The sequence below is a fragment of the Hespellia stercorisuis DSM 15480 genome (assembly GCF_900142165.1).
Lineage (GTDB): Bacteria > Bacillota > Clostridia > Lachnospirales > Lachnospiraceae > Hespellia > Hespellia stercorisuis.
This window is the reverse complement of the sequence record NZ_FQZY01000043.1, coordinates 33,230-36,799: the sequence shown is the minus strand read 5'-3', so window position 1 is coordinate 36,799 and position 3,570 is coordinate 33,230. Positions and strand designations below refer to the sequence as shown.

6 protein-coding genes are annotated in these 3,570 nt (G+C 41.1%); all 6 read left to right on the top strand.

The window, feature by feature from the left end; genetic code table 11:
* Positions 1-313 (top strand): NUMOD4 domain-containing protein (locus tag BUB85_RS13690; protein WP_242945430.1); only part of this gene is annotated, 313 nt, incomplete at its 5' end.
* Positions 310-543: a hypothetical protein gene (locus tag BUB85_RS13685; RefSeq protein WP_073111458.1), complete on the top strand. Its 234-nt coding sequence runs from the start codon at positions 310-312 to the stop codon at positions 541-543. The genes BUB85_RS13690 and BUB85_RS13685, both read left to right, overlap by 4 nt.
* 135 nt (positions 544-678) lie before the next feature.
* The gene (locus BUB85_RS21765) at positions 679-849 is read left to right on the top strand and encodes a hypothetical protein (protein ID WP_200803574.1); all 171 of its coding nucleotides are present in this window, start codon (positions 679-681) and stop codon (positions 847-849) included.
* Positions 839-2,572 carry a DNA-directed RNA polymerase subunit alpha C-terminal domain-containing protein gene (locus BUB85_RS21005; protein ID WP_084534053.1) on the top strand — a complete coding sequence of 578 codons (1,734 nt, stop codon included), beginning with the start codon at positions 839-841 and terminating at the stop codon, positions 2,570-2,572. The genes BUB85_RS21765 and BUB85_RS21005 overlap by 11 nt, the downstream gene beginning before the upstream one ends.
* A complete protein-coding gene (locus BUB85_RS13660) occupies positions 2,569-3,252 on the top strand; it encodes a helix-turn-helix domain-containing protein (protein WP_073111452.1) in 684 nt (227 codons plus the stop codon). The genes BUB85_RS21005 and BUB85_RS13660 overlap by 4 nt, the downstream gene beginning before the upstream one ends.
* Positions 3,253-3,262: 10 nt before the next feature.
* Positions 3,263-3,570, top strand: a 308-nt coding sequence (locus BUB85_RS21525; RefSeq protein ID WP_159434654.1) for a hypothetical protein, incomplete at its 3' end; no start/stop codon positions are given.

Below are 3,570 nucleotides of genomic sequence, written 5' to 3'. Positions count from 1 at the left end.
GGGTGAAAAAAGAATGAAGGAAGAATGGAAAACAATAGAAAGATACAATGGAAAATATCTGATTAGCAATTTAGGAAGATGTGTAAGCACTATAGGAAAAGTCAATAGGGAAATGCAAACAAACTTTGGTTTTAGATTACCCAGTGTTTATTTGAACAATGGATTAACATCCGCATGGGTTCCCGTTTGTTATCTTGTGGCTGAAGCATTTGTTGACAATCCGAATGGATATGTGTGCGTAAGGTTTAAAAATGGTGATAAACGAATTTCCAGATACACAAATTTGGAGTGGACGGAAAGTGAGAATGTATGAACGAAATTGATGGAAAAGTGCAGGGTGCGTATAACGGATTTTGGAAATTATATAAAAACTTCCTGGAAAACCATAACATGGCAGCATACAACAATGGGCTCCAGAGACTATGCGAAGAGTTTCCGACTATATTCTGTCAGAATCTGGCGTATGCATGGGTACCTGTAATAAACCAGGAAATGGACAAGTATGAAAAAGAGCAGAAAGAAAAGAACAAGCCCGGAAGATAAATTGTTTCTGACAAGAATCATCTATACGTTCGGAACCGAAGCTGCATACATGGAGTTCTTTCAGAACTGGGTGGAAACAACATGTCGCCTAAACCCGAACAGTGTGAATAAAAAACACTTGAAGAGGTGGAAAAAGTGAATAGATCAAAGAAGAATGAACCGGCATCGGAAGAGGATGTTAGAGTCTGCAGTATCTGTGGGCGGACAATTATCGGAGAATATGAATATATTCGTACCAGAAGAAAGACAGAGATGTATTTCTGTAAAGGTATGAGATGCAGGGAGGAGAAGAACAATGGAAGATAAATGGTATCTGCAGATGAATTATCAGGAGACAAAGAATATTATCCGGGATAATCTGGCTAATATGTCCAGAACGTTCATTGCGATTGGATATTATCTTCGGCAGATTCGGGATACGGAAGGATACAAAGAGGATGGATATGAAAGCATTTGGGAGTTTGCAGAAGAGCAGTATGGAATCAAGAGATCTACAACCAGCCGGTGGATGAGCATGAATGAGAAATTTTCTGAAAATGGGAACAGTCCGATTCTGGCAGAACGATATGTTAATTTTGGAAAGAGTCAGTTACAGGAAATCTTGTATCTGGACGATGAGAAGTTGGAAGAAGTTACTCCGGAAATGACGGTGAAAGAAATCCGAGAGATAAAGCAACCTGAATCAGATAAAGCAAATGAGTTTAAAGAGACTGAAGGTCTGAGTGAAGAGAGTAATCCGAAAGACACAGAGCATGCGTTAAAAATACCTGATCCAGAAGAAAAAGAATATCTAGACATGGCAGCAAGACATCTTATAGCAGTCTATCATGATTGGATGTTGGAAGACTTCGCTAATCGTGTCTTGCAAGTTAAAAAGTCTCCTGGAGAGCTGAAAGAGAAACTTGGTATGGATAGGACATTCCATTTTTCAGTAGATAAGGGTGCAGCACATATTAATTTGTTTGACGATTATATTCAGCTATGGGACGGACAGAGTGAATATGTTGGAGATTATGATTGGTTTTATCTTGCAGCTGCAATTCAGAATATGTGGAATGTGGTTGCGATGGAAGAGTCTAGAGTTGCTGGGGAAGAGCCAGTACAAGATAATCACGAGAACGATGCATTATTAGAATCAAAAGATACATTAATCGATGAATTGGATCTAAGTGTCAGAACATACAACATCCTGAAGCGAGCTGGAGTTGATACAATTGGTGAACTGCAGGATATGTCGGATGAACAGCTGATAGTAATTAGGGATATGTCTAGGAAATGTTTGGATGAAATACATGAAGAATTAAATCGATATCTGGGAATAGATGAAGGTGATTCTGACAAGCGGGTGGATAACTTTATTGAAATAAATGAAGATTCTAATGCTTTGGTAGAAGAATGTGCGACGTCGCACACAGATACTTTAGAGATGGAATCAGAATCTGAACCAGAAAACAATTCTGTGAATGCCGATGAACAGGAGGAACGCTTTGAAGAAATATCTGAGTTGTCGGATTTGGAACTGGCAAAAGAAATGTTGGACAAGGCAAATGGAATGCTTGCGGATTTTATTAAGTTCTATACAGATTCCGATAAGAGGGTTAGAAAACAGAAAATAACAGTGGCAGCGCTGGCTGGTTATGTGTGTGATGCGGATCTGATCGAAAATCCACCGTCAGAACTAGAATGTCTGGAACTTCCGCTTTTGAAAAATAATGATCAGCGTAAAAATTTTATAGACAGCTATATGAATTGGCCAATCTGGATCGAAACGAAAGAGACAGGGGAACGGTATTATCGATATAATCTGCCAGATGGATACGCAATGGTTGTAAAAGTGTACTATCACAGATGTTTTCACTACGAAATGAAATGTAAAAGGGAAGATCGATATGTTCCCAGATATGGGAGTGAGGAATATTACTTGATGAAGGGTGGCTATTTCAAGGACTGCTTAATGAACAAGAGCGCATTGGTGGAACATCTGAAGATTATGCAAAAAGAAGATAAGAATGCGGAGGGAAGAGGATGATTGTTAAAAAAGTGGTATGTGATGGTTGTGGGAAAGAGATCACCGGTGATCCGTACCGGGTTAAGATTGTCCAGCAGGATCCTGATACGGATGATATTGCTGATAAATACGCCTATGAAAACAATGCGGAGGACTTCTGCGCGGACTGTAAGGTTCGGATCGTAGACTTTCTCTACAAGTTGACGGCGTGGAGACTACAGGAAGAGGAGGAAAGTGGTGCGGAACTCCCTTCACCTGCAGAGCCAGCGGTAAATGAAGCGCCGGCAGTGCAAAAGAAGACGCGTCCGGTCTTGGAAGAAAAGGAGCAGGCACTTGAATTGCATAAGCAGGGAAAGAGCATGTCAGAGATTTCGAAGACCACCGGTGTGAAATACAGTACTGTTTATTCCTGGATAAATCCGAATAAGTGCAAGAAGAAAAGAACCGGTAAGCCAGCAGTGATTAACAAGGACTTCGAGAATGTCGTGGATCAGATGATAATCGACGAGGCAGTTGGAAAGAACGCGGACCGGCACAAGTGTAAGATCTGCAAGTACAGGTCGAAGGTAGGCGGAAAACAAATCTGTGATTATTGCAGCATTGTCGGGCACATCCGTGGCTGTGAGGTGGAAGACTGCAGCGTGTTTGAGAAGGGCAGCCCGGTGTCGAAACGGAAGACGAAAGAATTTTATGAGAGTTGAGGGAAATGGTATGGAAAAAGTAAGAGCATTATGGATAAACAGCAGTGATCCAAGAGGAGCGGTTGGTATTGTAAGGACAACAGATCCGGAAACAAAGCGAAGTGACTATTACATAGGCATCGGCATGGAAGACAACTTAAATGAGATGGTTGACATCGGGTACATCGTAGCTACCGGACAGAAGTATCCGTCATTGGATCATATTGTGAAATTTCAAAACGACGAACAGGCGGATGACGAGAGTCCGATGGATAAGATTACAGCGAAAGCCATGGAGATCTTGTGCGACAAGTATTGCAAGTATCCATGTACAGTTAA

Excerpts from the sequence above, each read along its gene's own strand:
- BUB85_RS13685 (WP_073111458.1), top strand. The coding sequence starts at position 310 with ATGAACGAAATTGATGGAAAAGTGCAGGGTGCGTATAACGGATTTTGG.
- BUB85_RS21005 (WP_084534053.1), top strand. The coding sequence starts at position 839 with ATGGAAGATAAATGGTATCTGCAGATGAATTATCAGGAGACAAAGAAT.
- BUB85_RS13660 (WP_073111452.1), top strand. The coding sequence starts at position 2,569 with ATGATTGTTAAAAAAGTGGTATGTGATGGTTGTGGGAAAGAGATCACC.